Raw genomic sequence first — 14,043 nt, 5'->3', positions numbered from 1 at the left:
GGGACACAAGAGCTCACTGCTTTGGAGTGTGTGAACGGCACGCCGGGACCTGAAGGGTCTGGGCGCGCAGGAAACGGTTTGGCGCCCGCGTAGTGGCTTGGGCAAGACAGAGTTGGATCGATGAACACCACATCCGCACTCAACACCGCCGGCGCCCGTCCGCTGCAGTTCCCGATTCCGGCCAATGTCTATGCCGAAACCGTCGTCTCGGTGAAGCATTACACCGACCGCCTGTTCTCGTTCCGCATCACCCGCCCGCAGTCGTTGCGCTTCCGCTCCGGCGAGTTCGTCATGATCGGTCTGCCCAATGCCGAAAAGCCGGTGTACCGCGCCTATTCGGTCGCCAGCCCGGCCTGGGACGAGGAGCTGGAATTCTTCTCGATCAAGGTGCCGGATGGTCCGCTGACCTCCGAACTGCAGAAGATCCAGGTCGGCGACACCGTCATCATGCGCCAGAAGTCGACCGGCACGCTGGTTGTCGACGCGCTGACCCCGGCAAAGCGCCTGTTCATGATCTCGACCGGCACCGGCATTGCGCCCTTCGCCAGCCTTCTGCGCGACCCCGATACCTACGAAAAATTCGATCAGGTCATCCTGACCCACACCTGCCGCGACAATGCCGAACTGACCTATGGCCAGGAACTGGTGGCCGCGCTCGAGAACGATCCCCTGATCGGCGAACTGACCGGCGGCCGCGTCACCCTCTACAATTCGACGACCCGCGAAGAATCGGCGCGCATGGGCCGCATCACGGCGCTGATCGGCTCGGGCAAGTTCTACGCCGACCTCGGCATCGAGAAGCTCAATCCGGAGACGGACCGCATCATGATCTGCGGCTCGATGCATATGCTGAAGGACGTCAAGGAAATGGCCGAAAGCCTCGGCTTCCATGAGGGCTCGCTCAGCCATCCCTCGACCTTCGTCGTCGAGCGCGCTTTCGTCGGCTGACATCAGCCGGCGCCTCGGCGCCACGTCTTGAATTGACGTTTTGACCATGTGGTCAAAATTCAGCTGCTTTTGCCGCCTTTTTCCGTTATGAGCCCTTGAAGGACTCGTGAAGCATCGATTCACGGGCTATCTTCGGTGTGTGTCGCCCAAGTCCGGGAGCAACGACACGCACCACGACGTAAAATCGTCGAGCGAAAGGGCAGGAGATGAGCAGCACAATCCGCGAAGCCGATCTCGGCGCGTCCAAGGTCACGCCGCTGCCGGCACGTGCGGCCGCCAACACGCCCGTGCCGCAAAGCCACGGTATTGCCCGCAACACCGGCATGCGGCTCGATCTCGGCTTCATGGAATCGGTGCGCTCGGTCAACCGCTCAGCGCTGGAACGCAGGGTCGCCAGCCTCACAAAGCGGCGCTCGATCAAGGCTGACAACCAGGCCGCCTGGCTGCTGCGCGCGGTCTCCTGCATGGATTTGACGACTCTGAATTCCAACGACACCGAAGAGCGGGTGCGCCGCCTATGCGCCAAGGCGATCAACCCGTTCCGTCGCGACATCGTCGAGGGGCTTGGCATCGAGGGCGAGAAAATCCGGCCGGCGGCGGTCTGCGTCTATCATCCCTTCGTCGCGACGGCTGTTGATGCCGTGCGCGGCACCGGCATCCATGTCGCCGCCGTCTCCACCGCTTTCCCGCACGGCCTTGCGCCGCTGTCGACCCGCCTGCAGGAGATCGAGGCTTCGGTGCGCGACGGCGCCGACGAGATCGATGTCGTCATCCCGCGCGGCCTGGTCTTCGGCGCCAAATGGCAGGAGCTCTACAACGAGATCGTCTCGATGCGCGAAGCCTGCAGTGATGCGCATCTCAAGGTTATCCTCGGCACCGGCGACCTCGCCACGCTGCGAAATGTCATGCTGGCCTCGATGGTGGCGATGATGGCGGGCGCCGATTTCATCAAGACCTCGACCGGCAAGGAAAGCGTCAACGCCACGCTGCCCGTCGGCCTCGCCATGGTGCGCGCCATCCGAGCCTATTTCGAGGAGACCGGCTTTCTCATCGGCTTCAAGCCGGCCGGCGGCATCTCTACAGCCAAGGCTTCGCTCGACTGGCTGGTGCTGATGAAGGAGGAGCTCGGCCGGCCATGGCTGGAGCCAGACCTGTTCCGCTTCGGCGCCTCGAGCCTGCTCACCGACATCGAGCGCCAGCTCGAGCACCATCTGACCGGGCATTATTCGGCCAATCACCGCCACGCGATGGCGTGAGGCGGAGAAGGCCTTGAACGTCGAGTTCCTTCGCGCCTCCCTCTGTCCTGCCGGACATCTCCCCCGATTGGGGAGAGATTGGCTAACGTCGGCGATTTCGCCAATTGTCGACGTTTCAGAGCCGACAGGCGCGAAGGCTAATCTCCCTCCTTGTGGGGGAGATGTCCGGCAGGACAGAGGGGGGCGCCACAGAGCGCCTGCCAAGACGATTATCTGGAGCGCGTCATGAACATTCTCGAACGCTATCACGCCATGGAATACGGCCCGGCGCCGGAAGCCCGCACCGAGGCCGATGCCTGGCTTGCCGGACGCGATTTCGGCAAGGCGCTGTTCATCGACGGCGGCTGGAAGGCAGCAGGCGGCGGCAAGACCTTCGAGACCAGCGAACCCTCATCCGGCAAGCTGCTGGCCAAGATCTCCGATGCCGGCGCCGCCGATATCGACGCAGCCGTCGCCGCAGCCACCAGGGCCTTACCGAAATGGTCGGCATCCTCGGGCTACCAGCGCGCAAAAGTGCTTTACGCCATTGGCCGCGCGATGCAGCGTCATCAGCGCCTGTTCGCAGTGCTTGAGTCAATCGACAACGGCAAGCCGATCCGCGAAAGCCGCGACATCGACGTGCCGCTGGCCATCCGCCATTTCATCCATCATACCGGCTGGGCACAGGCGCTGGACAAGGATTTCCCAGGCCACAAGGGTGTCGGCGTCGTCGGCCAGATCATCCCATGGAATTTCCCGCTGCTGATGCTGGCCTGGAAGATTGCGCCGGCGCTCGCCGCCGGCTGCACGGTGGTGCTGAAGCCGGCCGAGTTCACGCCGCTCACCGCCATCCTGTTTGCCGAGATCTGCGAGCGTGCCGGCGTGCCCAAGGGCGTCGTCAACATCGTCCAGGGCGGGCCGGAAGCGGGCGTCGCCATCGTCAACCATCCCGGCATCCAGAAGATCGCCTTCACCGGCTCTTCGGAGGTCGGCAAGATCATCAGGAAAGCCACGGCTGGATCGGGCAAGAAGCTGTCATTGGAGCTTGGCGGCAAATCGGCCTTCATCGTCTTCGAGGACGCCGATCTCGACAGCGCCGTCGAAGGACTGGTCGACGGCATCTGGTTCAACCAGGGCCAGGTCTGCTGCGCAGGCTCGCGGCTTCTGGTGCAGGAAGGCATTGCCGACGCGTTGATCGCAAAGGTCAAGGTCAGGATGAGCCGGCTTCGCGTCGGCAGCCCGCTCGACAAGAACACCGATATCGGACCGCTGGTCGACTTGACCCAACTGGACCGCGTCAAGGGTCTGGTCGCCGAAGGCGCCAGACAGGGCGCCGTCTGCTGGCAGCCCGACGCGGTGCTGCCGTCTTCCGGCTACTACCACCTGCCGACGCTCGCCACCGGTGTTTCGCCGGCAAATATATTGGCGCAGGAAGAGGTGTTCGGTCCGGTTCTGGCCACCATGACCTTCCGCAACACCGAGGAAGCGATCGAGCTTGCCAACAACACGCGCTATGGGCTGGCCGCCTCGGTGTGGAGCGAAAACATCAACCTCGCGCTGCATGTCGCGCCGCAGCTGAAGGCCGGCGTCGTCTGGGTCAACGGTACCAACATGTTCGACGCAGCCTGCGGCTTCGGCGGCTACCGCGAAAGCGGTTTTGGCCGTGAAGGCGGCCGCGAGGGCATGTTCGAATATCTGTCGGTGAAACTGCCGCTTGGTCCCGTGATCAAGCCGGCGACCTCTTCGGCGCAGCCGGTCGAGCAATCGGATGGCGGCGCCATCGATCGTACGGCCAAACTGTTCATCGGCGGCAAGCAGGTGCGGCCCGATGGCAATTATTCGCTTTCTGTCGCCACTGCCAGGGGCAAGCTGGCCGGCGAAGTCGGTCTCGGCAGCCGCAAGGACATCCGCGACGCCGTTGCCGCCGCCCGCGCCTGCAAGGCGTGGCCGGAGGCGACCGCCTACAATCGTTCCCAGGTGCTCTACTACCTCGCCGAAAATCTGTCCGGCCGTACCGGCGAATTTACCGCACGCTTGACCGAACTGACCGGCGCCAACGCCAAGGCCGCGCGGGAGGAAGTGGAACAATCGATCGAGCGCCTGTTCCTCTATGCCGGCCTTGCCGACAAGTATGAGGGCAGGGTGCATCAGCCACCGGCCCGCGCCGTCACGCTCGCTTTGCACGAGCCGGTCGGCGTCCTCGGCATCGTCGCCCAGGACAGCGCGCCGCTGCTCGGCTTGATCTCCCTGATCGCACCTGCGCTTGCCATGGGCAACACCGTGGTGGCCGTGCCGTCGGAAAAATACCCGCTGCTCGCCACCGATCTCTACCAGGTGATCGAATATTCCGACGTTCCGGCAGGCGCCATCAACATCGTCACCGGCCGCAGCGCCGAACTTTCCGGCGTGCTGGCCAAGCATGACGATGTCGACGGGCTCTGGCTGTTTGCCGATGCCGACACTTGCGCCAAGGCGGAGGCCGATTCCGTCGGCAATCTCAAGCGCGTCTGGACCGGCAACGGCCGCAGCCTCGACTGGGCGTCCGACGAGGCCGCCGGCGATGCCCTGCTGCGCCGCGCCGTCGAAGTGAAGAACGTCTGGGTGCCATACGGCGACTAATGCCGCCTGAAATGCGCTGTGCTTGAGCGAACCATGGCAACGTGACTCGTTGCCCGGTTGTCATACATGTTGTTGCATCAGAGCAAGCGATGTGCATTACATCAGCCGTCGCGAAGGTGATCGCGTTCGGGCTTGACGCCCGGACGTGTGTTCTTTAACCAGAAAAAACATTTGTTATTTTGGACTGATGGATTGTGCAGGCCGCATAGTCGCGCCTGTCTGGCACAGGACGCCCTGGTCAGCCCGCATTAAATCGGGCCGGGAAGTGGCCAAAGAGGGCGAGGAGAAACGCATGGCGGATCTGGCAGGCAAGGTCGTTGTCGTCACGGCGGCGGCGCAAGGCATCGGCAGAGCGAGCGCTCTGGCCTTCGCCAAGGCAGGTGCCATCGTGCACGCCACCGACATCAACGAGGCGCTGCTGGCCGAACTCGCCAAGACCTCCGGCATCAAGACCCGCAAGCTCGACGTTCTCAACGACGATGCGGTGGCATCCGGCTTCGCCGAAATCGGCCGCGTCGACGTGCTGTTCAACTGCGCCGGCTTCGTCCATTCCGGGTCCATCCTCGAGATGAAGGATGCCGATCTCGACTTCGCCTTCAACCTCAATGTCCGCGCCATGATCCGCACCATTCGGGCGGTACTGCCCGGCATGCTGGAGCGCGGCGATGGCTCGATCATCAACATGTCGTCCGTCGCCGGCGCCGGCAAGGGCGTGCCCAACCGCTTCGCCTATGGCGTCTCCAAGGCGGCCGTGATCGGTCTCACCAAGGCGGTTGCCGCGGACTATGTCGCCAAGGGCATTCGCTGCAACGCCATCTGCCCCGGCACCGTCGAGAGTCCGTCGCTGCAGGACCGCATGCATGCGCAGGGCGATTACGAGGCGGCCCGTGCAGCCTTCATTGCCCGCCAGCCGATGGGCCGTCTCGGCACGCCCGAGGAAATCGCCGACCTTGCCGTCTACCTCGCCGGCGCCACTTACACCTCGGGGCAGGCCTATAATATCGACGGCGGCTGGTCGATCTGAGCATAGTCTCGATACGCAGGTTCCGGGTCGACCAGTCCTAAAGTCCGGCTTGCCCCAGGTCGGATCCGTTAGCCAGAGTCGGCCAGTCCTCGTCGCTTTGGCAGAGTGAGTTGAAAACGGCCTTGGGCCGCAATTTGGAGAGCAAGATGAAACTGCTGCGCTATGGCGAGATAGGGAGCGAACGCCCCGGCCTGCTCGATGCGGATGGAACGATCCGCGATCTTTCGGGTCATGTCGCCGACATTGCCGGCAAGGCGCTCGATCCGGCGTCGCTCGAGACATTGTCGAAGCTCGATCCGAACTCGCTGCCGGCGGTTTCCGGCAAGCCGCGCCTCGGCGCCTGCGTCGCCGGCACGGGCAAGTTCATCTGCATCGGCCTGAATTATTCCGACCATGCCGCCGAAACCGGCGCCACCGTGCCGCCGGAGCCGATCATCTTCATGAAGGCGAGCTCGGCCATTGTCGGCCCCGACGATGATGTGCTGATCCCGCGCGGCTCGGAAAAGACCGACTGGGAGGTTGAACTCGCCGTGGTCATCGGCAGAAAAGCCAAATATGTCAGCGAGGCCGATGCGCTGGATTATGTCGCCGGCTATGCCGTTGCCCATGACGTGTCCGAGCGCGCCTTCCAGGCCGAGCGCCAGGGCCAGTGGACCAAGGGCAAGAGCTGCGACACGTTTGGTCCGACCGGGCCGTGGCTTGTCACCAAGGACGAGGTTGCCGATCCGCAGAACCTCAAAATGTGGCTGACGGTCAACGGCAAGACGATGCAGAACGGCTCGACCAGGACCATGGTCTACGGCGTCGCCTATCTCGTTTCCTATCTCAGCCAGTTCATGTCGCTCCACCCCGGCGACATCATCTCCACCGGCACGCCACCCGGCGTTGGGCTGGGCATGAAGCCGCCGGTGTTCTTGAAGCCCGGCGATGTGGTGGAACTGGGCATCGAGGGGCTCGGCCAGCAGAAGCAGACCTTCAAGGCGGATGCCTAGCCGCCTCTTCCCTTAGAGCGTTTCACCGTTTGCCGGCGAAACGGTCTATCTCTTTGTTTGCCCGGCGGCTGGCGCCTCTTGTCAGCGCCAGCCGAGAGCTGGCGCGACGTGCTTCAGGATCGCCTCGATGACGTGGGCGTTGTACTCGACGCCGAGCTGGTTGGGGACGGTCAGAAGCAGCGTGTCGGCCTCGGCGATCGCTTCATCCTCTTTCAGCTGCTTGACCAGCACATCGGGCTCGGCGGCATAGGAGCGGCCGAAGACGGCAAGCTTCTCAGGCTCGATATAGCCGAAATGATCTTCGCTGCTGCCGCCGCCGAAATAAGCGCGGTCGCGGTCGTTCACCAGCGCAAAGATGCTGCGGCTGACCGACACGCGCGGCTCGCGTGTATGGCCGGCTTCCTTCCACGCCGCACGATAAGCGCGGATCTGTTCGGCCTGCTGGATGTGGAGCGGCTGGCCGCCCTCATCGAACTTCAGCGTCGAACTTTGCAGGTTCATGCCGAGCTTGCCCGCCCATTCGGCGGTGGCGTTGGTAGCGGCGCCCCACCAGATCCGGTCGCGTAGGCCGGCCGAGAACGGCTCGAGCCGCAGCATTCCCGGAGGATTGGGGAACATCGGCCGCGGATTGGGTTGCGCGAAACCTTCGCCGCGCAGCACATTCAGGAAAACCTCGGCATGATTGCGCGCCATGTCGGCATCGCTTTTGCCGTCCTGCGGCACGTAGCCGAAGTAGCGCCAGCCCTCGATCACCTGCTCCGGCGAACCGCGGCTGATGCCAAGCTGCAGCCGGCCACCGGCGATCAGGTCGGCAGCACCCGCATCCTCGGCCATATACAGCGGATTCTCATAGCGCATGTCGATGACGGCGGTGCCGATCTCGATGCGGCTGGTGCGGGCGCCGACCGCGGCCAGAAGCGGAAACGGCGAAGCGAGCTGGCGGGCAAAATGATGGACGCGGAAATAGGCGCCGTCCGCGCCCAGCTCCTCGGCGGCGACGGCCAGGTCGATCGACTGCAGCAGCGCGTCGGACGCCGAGCGCGTCTGCGATTGCGACGAGGGCGACCAATGGCCGAAGGAAAGAAAGCCGATCTTCTTCATGCGCGCATCCTGTTCTTTGATTCCAGTTGCCTACTTCGTCGCCCACGCGATCGGGTTCAATCGACACTCACACAACGCAGTGTCAATGCCGCCGGCCCTTGACGGTTTCGCGACGATACCCATCGGTGCGCAAAGGACCAAGGCCATGGTCCCCGGCGATGCCTTGCGCGACCGCGTCAGCATCTGCCGCGGCGCTTTTGGGGCCAAATGAACCAACCAAAGGCGATGTACCGCAAACTCCATTCGCTTCAGAGCCCGGTTTTGAAATCTTCTCGCTCATTTAATTCTACAAAATCGGTAGGCTTAATGCGGATAGTGCGTTTGCGAGAAGGAGCCTCGGATGTCAAAAAAGCTGGTGGTGGGGTTGTCCGGCAACCTGACCCGTCCGTCCAAGACGAAGGCATTCGTCAGCCACATCGCCGGTGAAGTGGCGAGCCGTGCCGGCTCGGCTTTGAGCGTTTTCGACGTCGAGGATCTCGGCCCGTCCTTTGCGCCTGCAAGACAGCTTGGCGATCTCGATCCGGCGGCGCGCGGCATCGTCGAGCAGTTGCTCGGCGCCGACGTGCTGGTGGTCGGCTCGCCGACCTTCAAGGGCAGCTACACCGGGCTGTTCAAGCACTTCTTCGACCTGCTCGACCCGTCGTCGCTGCGCGGCAAGCCGATCATCCTGGCGGCAACAGGCGGCGGCGAGCGTCATTCGCTTGTCGTCGAACACCAGTTGCGGCCATTGTTCGGCTTCTTCGAGGCGCAGACCCTGCCGACCGCGATCTACGCCTCGGACAAGGACTTTGCAGATGGCGTGCTGGTGTCAGAGGCAGTCAAGGCGCGAGCCCGGCAGGCGGTCGCCGAGGCATGCCGGGTGGCCGGCGTGCCCTACAGCATCGTCCTTGCCGCCTGAAAACGAACGATCCGCGACGCAACATTCCATCCCGCATAGACCAGAAGGACGCCTGCAAATGACTCGAGCCAGCAAGTCCGATAGCAAACCTCGGCAGATCAAGCTCGGCGCCTTCCTGCCCGGCGGCGGACAGCATATTGCCGCCTGGCGTCATCCCGATGCGCCGGCCGACGGCGCCACCAATTTCGAGTTCCACAAGCAGCTGGCGCTGACCGCCGAGCGCGGCCTGTTCGACGCCTATTTCCTGGCCGACAACCTGACCGTCGGCCTCGGCGCCCGCGAGGGCGGCAACGCCAAGATCGCCGGCTTCGAGCCGGTGACGCTGTTTGCGGCGCTGGCGCCGCTGACGACGCATCTCGGCTTCATCGCAACGGCGTCCACCACTTATGAGGAGCCTTACACGCTGGCGCGCAAATTCGCTTCGCTCGACCTGTTGTCGAACGGCCGCGCCGGCTGGAACGTGGTGACCTCGGCCGGCGACGAAACGGCACGCAATTTCAACCGCGACGTCCAGCCCAGCCATGCCGAGCGCTATGCCAGGGCGCATGAGCATGTCGAGACGGTCAAGGCGCTGTGGGACAGCTGGGAGGATGACGCCTTCATCCGCGACAAGCAGTCGGGCCGTTTCTACGACAAGGACAGATTGCACGACATCGACCACAAGGGCGAGCATTTCAGCGTCAAGGGTCCGCTCAACGTGCCGCGCCCGGTGCAGGGGCATCCGGTTGTCGTACAAGCCGGGCAGTCGGAAGACGGACGCGGGCTTGCCGCGCACTCGGCCGAGGTCATCTTCACCGCCCATCAGAAGCTCGAGACGGCGCAGGAATTCTACCGCGACATCAAGGCGCGCGTGGCTGAAGTCGGCCGCGATCCCGACCAGGTGCTGATCATGCCGGGCGTCGCGCCCTTTGTCGGCCGCACCGAGGACGAGGCCCGCGCCAAATACCAACAGCTCAACGACCTTATCCTGCCCGAGGACGGTGTTGCGCTCCTCAACGGGCTGGCCGGCCAGACGCTCGACATCAGGGGCTATCCGCTCGACGGCCCGTTGCCGCCGAGCAAGGAAACCGAAGGCATGAAAAGCCGCCAGGCGCTGATCCGGCAGATTGCCGACGAGCACAATTTCAGCATCCGCCAGCTTTACCAATGGGTAGCGACGGCGCGCGGCCACTACACCATCGTCGGCAGCGTCACGCAGGTCGCCGATCAGCTGGAGGAATGGTTCACCAGCGAGGCGGCCGACGGCTTCAACATCCTGCCGCCCTGGCTGCCCGGCGCGCTCGACGATTTCGTCGACCTGGTCATTCCCGAGCTGCAGCGGCGCGGCCTGTTCCGCACGGCTTACGAAGGCCGCACGCTGCGCGAGAATCTCGGCCTCAGGCGCCCGGAAAATCCATGGACCGTCGCCCGCTCGACCGTCCTTGCCGCCGAATGACCTTGGCATCGAAGGGGTGAAGCAATGACGTTGCAGCACATCGATCGGCAAATCACGGTTCGCCGCAGTGGTGGCGAAACCGGGCTCGGCACCGACTTCCTGCGCCTCGGCGGCCGGGCTGCTGTTCGCTTCCTGAAGCGCTACGGCGTGCTTGCCGGCTTCCTGGCGCTCTGGCAGGTGGCGAGCAGCGTCGGATGGGTCAACGCGGCGGTGCTGCCGCCGATCGACATGATCGTCGAAGCGCTCTGGAAGGGGCTTGCCGGCGGCAGCCTGCTCGGCGACATCGCCATCAGCCTGCAGCGCGCCGGCATCGCCTTTGCCGCAGCCGTCGCCGTCGCCATTCCGCTTGGCCTGTTCATGGGCCAGGTGCGCCCGGTCGAAACCGCGCTCGATCCGATCCTGCAGGTGTTCCGGCAGACCTCTGCACTGGCGCTCTATCCGGTGTTCATCCTGCTCTTGGGACTTGGCGAGACCTCGAAGATCTTCGTCATCTTCTGGGCGACGCTGTTTCCGCTGCTGCTCAACACCACCAGCGGCGTCAAGGAAGTCGATCCCAAGCTGCTTGAAATGGCGCGCGTCTATGGTGCGAGCCGGCTCACCGTGTTTCGCCGCGTCGTACTGCCGGGCGCCGTGCCGTCGATCTTCGTCGGCTTGCGGCTGAGCGCCACCACGGCGCTGCTGCTGCTGATCGCGTCCGAGATGATCGGTGCCAACAAGGGCATCGGCTTCCAGGTGATGAACGCGCAGTACAATTTCCAGATCCCGCTGATGTTTGCGGCAATCGTCATCCTCGCCGGGCTTGGCCTGATCGCCAACCAGGCATTGGTCACCCTGCAGCGGCGGCTCTGTCGCTGGAGCAATCCTGTCAACTGAGCAGTCCGCCCCTCACCGTTTACCTCACAAGGACCCGATCATGAAAATCACCCGCCGTTCGCTGCTTGCCGGCGCGCCGCTTGCCGCCGGCCTCATCGCCGCCGGCCTGCCGCGCCTGGCCTTTGCGCAAGCCGCAGCCGTCAAGTTCCGCTACCTCGCCAGCCGTGGCAGCATCTCCCCGCATGAGCTGGCCGACGAGCTCGGCTACTTCAAAGGGCTCGGCGTCGAGCTGGAGAATGTCGGCTATTCCTCGGGTGGACCGGAATCGCTGTTTGCGCTGTCTTCCGGCAGCGTCGACATCGGCTCGGCCGCCACCGCGGCGGTGATCAACTCGATCTCGGGCGGCAACGACTTCGTCGCGGCGTATCCGAGCAACGGTATCAACAAGGATGTGAAGAGCGTCTTCTACGTGCTGGAAGACAGCCCGATCAAATCGATCGCCGACATTGCCGGCAAGACCATCTCGGTCAACACGCTCGGCGCTCATCTCGACTATACGGTGCGTGAGGCCCTGCACAGCGTCGGCCTGCCGCCGACCGCCGCCAACCTCATTGTCGTGCCCGGCCCGCAGCTTGAGCAGACGCTGCGCTCGCGCCAGGTCGACATTGCCGGCCTCGGCTACTGGCAGGCGACCTTTGCCGGCGCGCTGGTCGCCAATGGCGGCGTGCGCGGCGTGTTCGACGACACGCAGGTGCTCGGCGAACTCGCCGGCGGCTTCGTCGTACTCAGGCGCGACTTCATTGCCGCCAACCCGGATGCGGCGCGCAACTTCGTCGAACAGTCGGCGCGCGCCTCGGACTGGTCGCGCCAGAACCCGGACGAAGCCCGCAAGGTGCTGGCCACTATCCTCGACAAGCGCGGTGAAAACGGCGATCTCGCCCGCTACTGGACCGGCTTTGGTCTGCGCGAAGGTGCGCAGGCGACCGATCGCGACATCGACTTCTGGGTCGCCGTGCTGGAGCGCGACGGCCGTCTGGCCAAGGGCAAGCTGAAAGCCGCCGACATCCTGTACCGGCCCGGCGAAACCAAGATCAACTGAGCTTTGAAATAGCTGAGAGACAAGATGGCCGGTTCCAACCGTGGCGGAGAGGTCTCGATCCGCGACCTGTCCAAATCCTTCAGCCTCGGCGGGCGCCAGCTTGCCGTGCTGCGGACGCTCAACCTCGACATTCGTTCGGGGGAATGCCTGGTCATTGTCGGCGCCAGCGGCTCCGGCAAGACCACGCTGCTGCGTATTCTGGCCGGGCTGGAGGCGGCCGACAGCGGCGGTGTCGCGATCGACGGCCAGCCGGTGCATGGCGTCGGCGCCGAGCGTGCCGTGATCTTCCAGGAGCCGCGGCTGCTGCCGTGGCTGAGCGTGCTCGGCAATGTCGCGTTCGGCCTCGAAGTGCGCGGTGTTCCCAAGAGGCAGGCCGAGGAACGCGCCCGCTTCTACGTCGCCCTGGTCGGCCTTGCCGAATTCGCCGATGCTTTTCCGAGCCAGCTTTCCGGCGGCATGGCGCAGCGCGTCGGCATCGCCCGGGCGCTCACCGTGCAGCCCGAGATCCTCCTGCTCGACGAGCCGCTGGGGGCCCTGGACGCCATGACCAAGATCGGCATGCAGGAGGAACTGGCGCGCATCTGGAGCGAGGAGAACGTCACCATGGTGATGGTCACCCACGATCTGGAGGAGGCGATCTATCTGGCTGACCGGGTGCTGATCCTGCCCAAGGAGAAAGGCGGCGCGGCGCGGTTGATCGACATCGACCTGCCACGCCCGCGCGAGCGCAGCGAGAGCCGCTTCGTGCGCTACCGTGAAGAATTGCTGCGCGAATTCGGATTGCACTGATCAAGGGAAGGGGCCAGCCGTGGCTCCCCCGGAAGATTAGCTCTCGCGATTATTGCTTGGTGAACGTGCCCGTATAGGTTCGGTCGGCAAGCCCATAGGTGACGGCCAGCGTTCCGTCCGCCTGAATGACCGCGCTGACGTCCGCGCCATTGGGAAGGCGCCGCAGTTTCAACGTGTTGCCGAAAATCTTGCCTTCGCCATCGGCCACGCCCGGTTTGTTGTCGGCGACATCGCCCCAGGCATAGGTGGCGGTGACATTGCCGCCGCGCGTAATCGTCAGCACGGCGAGCTTGCCGTCATACATCCCGTCCAGCTGTCCGCCCCATATGCCGGAAAACGCGACATATTTGGCCGGGACGCCTTCGCCGGGCGGCATAACCCGCACGGATGGATCGAGGACCGCCGCACCATCAGGAGCAGAGATCGCGGCAGGCGCCATGGGCTGAGGTGCGGGCGCTGGCGGCGGCGATGATGGTTCAGGCGCCGACTGGCAGGCGACAAGCATGAATGCCGCGAAACCGAGCGTCGGAAAGAGACTGTTTGGTGGAGCCAATCGGGATCGAACCGACGACCTCTTGAATGCCATTCATAGGGCCTTTCTTTCGTTCTGTTTCCGTGCGTTGCAGCCAGTGTCCGGGAAGTTATTAGTTTCAACGCAAATCAGCTACGGTGCTTCCGTGAGTGTCGCCGGGTTGTCTATTTTATGGTGCCCTGGCGGTGCCCCGACCCTCCAAGCGGTGCCACAGTATGTCCGAAGGCGCCAAATCAGTCAAAATCACAAAGCGCGTGGTGGGCGCTACGAAGCCGAACGGCACGGACTTCTGTATTCGACAGCGAGCGGATCGGGTTTGGCCTTCGCGTTCGCGCCACCGGCGGCATTTCGTGTTATCTTGCGCTACCGAGCCTGGTCCGGGCGATCTGCGTGACAATTGCCAAGGTTGGCAAGGTGACGGCCACTCACGCGCTCGACGTGACGACTTAGCAGGCGTAGGTCTATGGGAGCCTTGGAGAGCGGTGGCTGGTAAGCCAGGCAGGTAAAGGGACCATCCAACCCGCCGCTCGTTCGTCTATGCTGGCTCATTCCAGCTAC

12 protein-coding genes are annotated in these 14,043 nt (G+C 64.1%); 10 read left to right on the top strand and 2 right to left on the bottom strand.

The genetic code is table 11. The features are described 5' to 3' along the window. Nucleotides 1–120 precede the first annotated feature (120 nt). The 5 genes from NKJ57_RS10200 to NKJ57_RS10180 all read left to right on the top strand — a co-directional run bounded on the left by NKJ57_RS10200 (nucleotide 121) and on the right by NKJ57_RS10180 (nucleotide 6,818). Nucleotides 121–948 carry a ferredoxin--NADP reductase gene (locus tag NKJ57_RS10200; RefSeq protein WP_023683551.1) on the top strand — a complete coding sequence of 276 codons (828 nt, stop codon included), beginning with the start codon at nucleotides 121–123 and terminating at the stop codon, nucleotides 946–948. Between the two features lie 206 nt (nucleotides 949–1,154). Continuing rightward, nucleotides 1,155–2,204, top strand: coding sequence for a deoxyribose-phosphate aldolase (deoC, locus tag NKJ57_RS10195; protein ID WP_023683550.1), 1,050 nt, complete (start codon nucleotides 1,155–1,157; stop codon nucleotides 2,202–2,204). A gap of 225 nt (nucleotides 2,205–2,429) precedes the next feature. Next, nucleotides 2,430–4,802, top strand: coding sequence for an aldehyde dehydrogenase family protein (locus NKJ57_RS10190; protein WP_352461884.1), 2,373 nt, complete (start codon nucleotides 2,430–2,432; stop codon nucleotides 4,800–4,802). 292 nt (nucleotides 4,803–5,094) lie between these two features. Continuing rightward, nucleotides 5,095–5,826 carry an SDR family oxidoreductase gene (locus tag NKJ57_RS10185; RefSeq protein ID WP_023695912.1) on the top strand — a complete coding sequence of 244 codons (732 nt, stop codon included), beginning with the start codon at nucleotides 5,095–5,097 and terminating at the stop codon, nucleotides 5,824–5,826. Nucleotides 5,827–5,972: 146 nt separating this feature from the next. Then, a complete protein-coding gene (locus tag NKJ57_RS10180; RefSeq protein ID WP_352510606.1) occupies nucleotides 5,973–6,818 on the top strand; it encodes a fumarylacetoacetate hydrolase family protein in 846 nt (281 codons plus the stop codon). Nucleotides 6,819–6,899: 81 nt separating this feature from the next. Here the strand turns inward: NKJ57_RS10180 and NKJ57_RS10175 are convergent, their stop codons facing one another. After that, nucleotides 6,900–7,919 carry an LLM class flavin-dependent oxidoreductase gene (locus NKJ57_RS10175; RefSeq protein WP_352510605.1) on the bottom strand — a complete coding sequence of 340 codons (1,020 nt, stop codon included), beginning with the start codon at nucleotides 7,917–7,919 and terminating at the stop codon, nucleotides 6,900–6,902. Nucleotides 7,920–8,259: 340 nt separating this feature from the next. Between NKJ57_RS10175 and msuE the strand changes: the two genes are divergently transcribed. Genes msuE through NKJ57_RS10150 form a run of 5 tightly spaced genes read left to right on the top strand, consistent with a single transcriptional unit; the run spans nucleotide 8,260 to nucleotide 12,953 of the window. Further along, nucleotides 8,260–8,817 (top strand): FMN reductase, encoded by a 558-nt coding sequence (msuE, locus tag NKJ57_RS10170; protein WP_352510604.1) that lies wholly within the window; start codon nucleotides 8,260–8,262, stop codon nucleotides 8,815–8,817. A 58-nt stretch (nucleotides 8,818–8,875) separates the two neighbouring features. Further along, the gene (locus NKJ57_RS10165; protein ID WP_352510603.1) at nucleotides 8,876–10,252 is read left to right on the top strand and encodes an LLM class flavin-dependent oxidoreductase; all 1,377 of its coding nucleotides are present in this window, start codon (nucleotides 8,876–8,878) and stop codon (nucleotides 10,250–10,252) included. Nucleotides 10,253–10,276: 24 nt separating this feature from the next. Further along, a complete protein-coding gene (locus NKJ57_RS10160) occupies nucleotides 10,277–11,125 on the top strand; it encodes an ABC transporter permease (protein WP_023683543.1) in 849 nt (282 codons plus the stop codon). Between the two features lie 40 nt (nucleotides 11,126–11,165). After that, nucleotides 11,166–12,164, top strand: a complete 999-nt coding sequence (locus tag NKJ57_RS10155) for an ABC transporter substrate-binding protein (RefSeq protein ID WP_023671310.1) — start codon at nucleotides 11,166–11,168, stop codon at nucleotides 12,162–12,164. Between the two features lie 24 nt (nucleotides 12,165–12,188). Next, entirely contained in the window at nucleotides 12,189–12,953 is a 765-nt protein-coding gene (locus NKJ57_RS10150; protein ID WP_023671311.1) for an ABC transporter ATP-binding protein, read from the top strand. Nucleotides 12,954–13,002: 49 nt separating this feature from the next. Here NKJ57_RS10150 and NKJ57_RS10145 read toward each other — a convergent pair whose 3' ends face one another. Beyond that, complete coding sequence (locus tag NKJ57_RS10145; RefSeq protein WP_023683541.1) at nucleotides 13,003–13,392, bottom strand: hypothetical protein; 390 nt, start codon at nucleotides 13,390–13,392, stop codon at nucleotides 13,003–13,005. Between the last annotated feature and the right edge of the window lie 651 nt (nucleotides 13,393–14,043).

It is taken from the genome of Mesorhizobium sp. M0077, assembly GCF_040322955.1.
Lineage (GTDB): Bacteria > Pseudomonadota > Alphaproteobacteria > Rhizobiales > Rhizobiaceae > Mesorhizobium.
Note: the sequence above shows the minus strand (reverse complement) of the source record. Positions and strands in the feature narration are given on the sequence as shown.